The organism is Frankia sp. AgKG'84/4 (genome assembly GCF_023242965.2).
In the GTDB taxonomy this organism is placed as follows: Bacteria; Actinomycetota; Actinomycetes; order Frankiales; family Frankiaceae; genus Frankia.
The window spans coordinates 1-2393 of sequence record NZ_JALKFU020001238.1; the positions used below are offsets into that span (position 1 = coordinate 1).

Sequence of the window (2393 nt, forward strand, 5' to 3'; positions counted from 1 at the left end):
ACGCCGCGCCGGCCACCGCGGCCCGGCGCCGGGCGACCAGGGCGCCCAGGCGGGTCTGGGCCGCCAGCAGCAGACAGGAGGCGAGCACCAGGTAGGGAACGGCGGTGCGAAAGCCCGCGGACGGGGTGGCCAGCAGCACCACCGCGCCGATGATGCCGCCGAGAACAGCCGGCGGGCCGAGGACACGCAGGCGACCGACCTGGTCGGCGAGTTCGCGACGGTAGCCGAGGGCCCCACCGGCGTAGCCGGTGACCAGGCCGACCGACGACGTGATGTTGGCGGTCAGGGCGGGCAGGCCGGTGGCGAGCAGGGCTGGGAAGGCGATGAGGGTGCCGCCACCGGCGATCGCGTTCACGGCGCCGGCGAGCAGGCCCGCTGCGCCGACGAGCACGGCGTCAGCTGGCCCCACGTGCCCTCCTCGTCACCCCGCCCACCTGCGGACTCGCCTGCCCGAGCATCCAACCATCGGGTCGGACACGGGTGGAGATGTGACGTGGTAGGCGCCCCGGCCGGTCCCCGCCGCCAGCCCGGCGGGGGCCGGCGCGCCCGGTCACGCGCCGGGTCGGCTCAGAGGTCGAACTCCTCCGGGTTGATCCCGACGGCGAAGCACGCCTCGCGCACGACGGCCTGCTCGGTCTTGTCGAACACCCCGTCGGCGCCGCCGATGACGATGCCGATCTGGATGACGGCGCGCGCCTCCGCCGGCTTCTTCTTCGTCTTGCCGATGTCCTGCAGGACCGAGACCTTCCCGAACTCGAAGTCGGCCTGCAGCTTGCCCAGGTAGTCGTTGAAGCGGCGCTGCAGGTCGTCGGCGGGGAAGTTGTTGAGCACGTCGTTCGAGATGATCAACGATGCGACCCGCTGGCGTTCCGCCGGGTCGACCGTGCCGTCCGCGGCCGCGACCAGCGCGCAGATGGCCATGCTCGCGTCGCGGAAGGCGCCGCTCTTCAGATCGTTCTTCTTGGCGTTCAACTGGCCCTGCATGGTCTGCGCGGACTGGCGCAGCTGGTTCCAGATGGGCACCTGTGCTCCCTTGCACGGCTGGGGCCCGGACCCCGTTGGGCCGGGTCGACACCGCGTCCCACGGTGTCGATGGCGAACGATTCACCAGGGTGAACGCACGATCCGGCCCCTATGCTCCCACCGGGGCGGGCTCAGCGGGCGGTGGCCGCCGGGGGGCGCGCCGCGACCCGGTTGAGGCGATCCACGGCTGCCTGCGCCGAACCGATCGTCGAGAAGTCGACGGCGACGAACGTCGGGGTCCTGCCCTGCTCGGTGCGGCAGCGGGCGGCACGCTCAACGATGGTGTCGGCGGCGTTCGAGCTCAGCGCGGCGCGCCGGCTGGGCGCGGCCGCGGTCAGCCAGTGGTTCATCAGCAGCAGGTCGGCGCCGGCGCTCCCCCGGTTTCGCGGGCACGACCGCAGGTCCTCGGGACTGTCGGCGTCGAACGGGGTGTCGGTGGCGTACCGGTAGAAGCCACGCAGGAACGTGCCGGGCAGGTCCTGACGCTCGGTGAACACGACGAGGCGGCGGCCGCTACTGATCATCGATCGCAGCGTCGGCCAGCGCCCGTGCGGGTCCGCGGGCGGGGTGAGGACGGTGTCGGCGAGGCCGGCGGCGGCCACCGCCCCGGCGATCTCGCTGGCCGCCACGTCGTTCTCCTGGATGACCAGGGTGACGACCTCGGTGGGGTTGCGGGCCATCCAGTCGCGGATCTCGCCGAGTTCGGCGGCGAAGTCGAGCGAGCCGAGCTGGCAGACGTCGTGGCACAGCCAGGTGCCGGGCCGCTGCGACACGGCCCCCTGGGTCAGCGGCGCGAGGGCGTCGCGGGTCGACGGCGCCAGCGTGTTCAGGTAGGTCTCGACCTGCGCGGCGGGCGTCCAGTGGTGGACGTCGAGCAGCAGCGCCCGGACCCCGAGGTCGAGCTGGTGGACGATCGTCGGGTCCTGGGCGGGCCCGAGGAACTGGTCCTCGCTGTTCGCCATCGCGTTGTGGGTGGCCAGGTAGGTCACCTGGTCGTAGCGCCGGTCGCACAGCGACGGGCTGGACTCACACAGCTCGCGCGGCTCGGCGGCCGCGCCGGGAAACGCCGTCCAGGTCACGGTGACCATCACTGGGACGGCGAGGACGAACGCGGTGGCGACCCGGCGGCGCCGGCCGGTCCCGCTCCACCGCGCGGATGCCGCGACCAGCAACGACAGGCCACCGACGACGACGGCGACGACCAGGGTCCAGGCGACGACCCGCAGGTAGTCGCCTTCGATCGTCGCGTAGGCGTGCCCGGAGAAATCGACCAGGACGCGGCTCGCGCCGGGCGGCAGCGGCGAGCGGGGGCCGGCGAGCGAGGTCAGCGGGTTGGGCAGGGCCAGGCGCAGGGCGACGCCGAGCAGCGC

At 73.3% G+C, this 2393-nt stretch carries 3 protein-coding genes; all 3 read right to left on the bottom strand.

What is annotated here, in order from left to right:
• The coding region (locus MXD58_RS29170) for a TSUP family transporter (RefSeq protein WP_250611369.1) at positions 1-409 on the bottom strand (409 nt) is incomplete at its 3' end.
• Between the two features lie 158 nt (positions 410-567).
• Complete coding sequence (locus MXD58_RS29175) at positions 568-1023, bottom strand: tellurite resistance TerB family protein (protein WP_248840283.1); 456 nt, start codon at positions 1021-1023, stop codon at positions 568-570.
• 131 nt (positions 1024-1154) lie between these two features.
• Positions 1155-2393, bottom strand: a 1239-nt coding sequence (locus MXD58_RS29180) for a phosphoinositide-specific phospholipase C-related protein (protein WP_518478714.1), incomplete at its 5' end; no start/stop codon positions are given.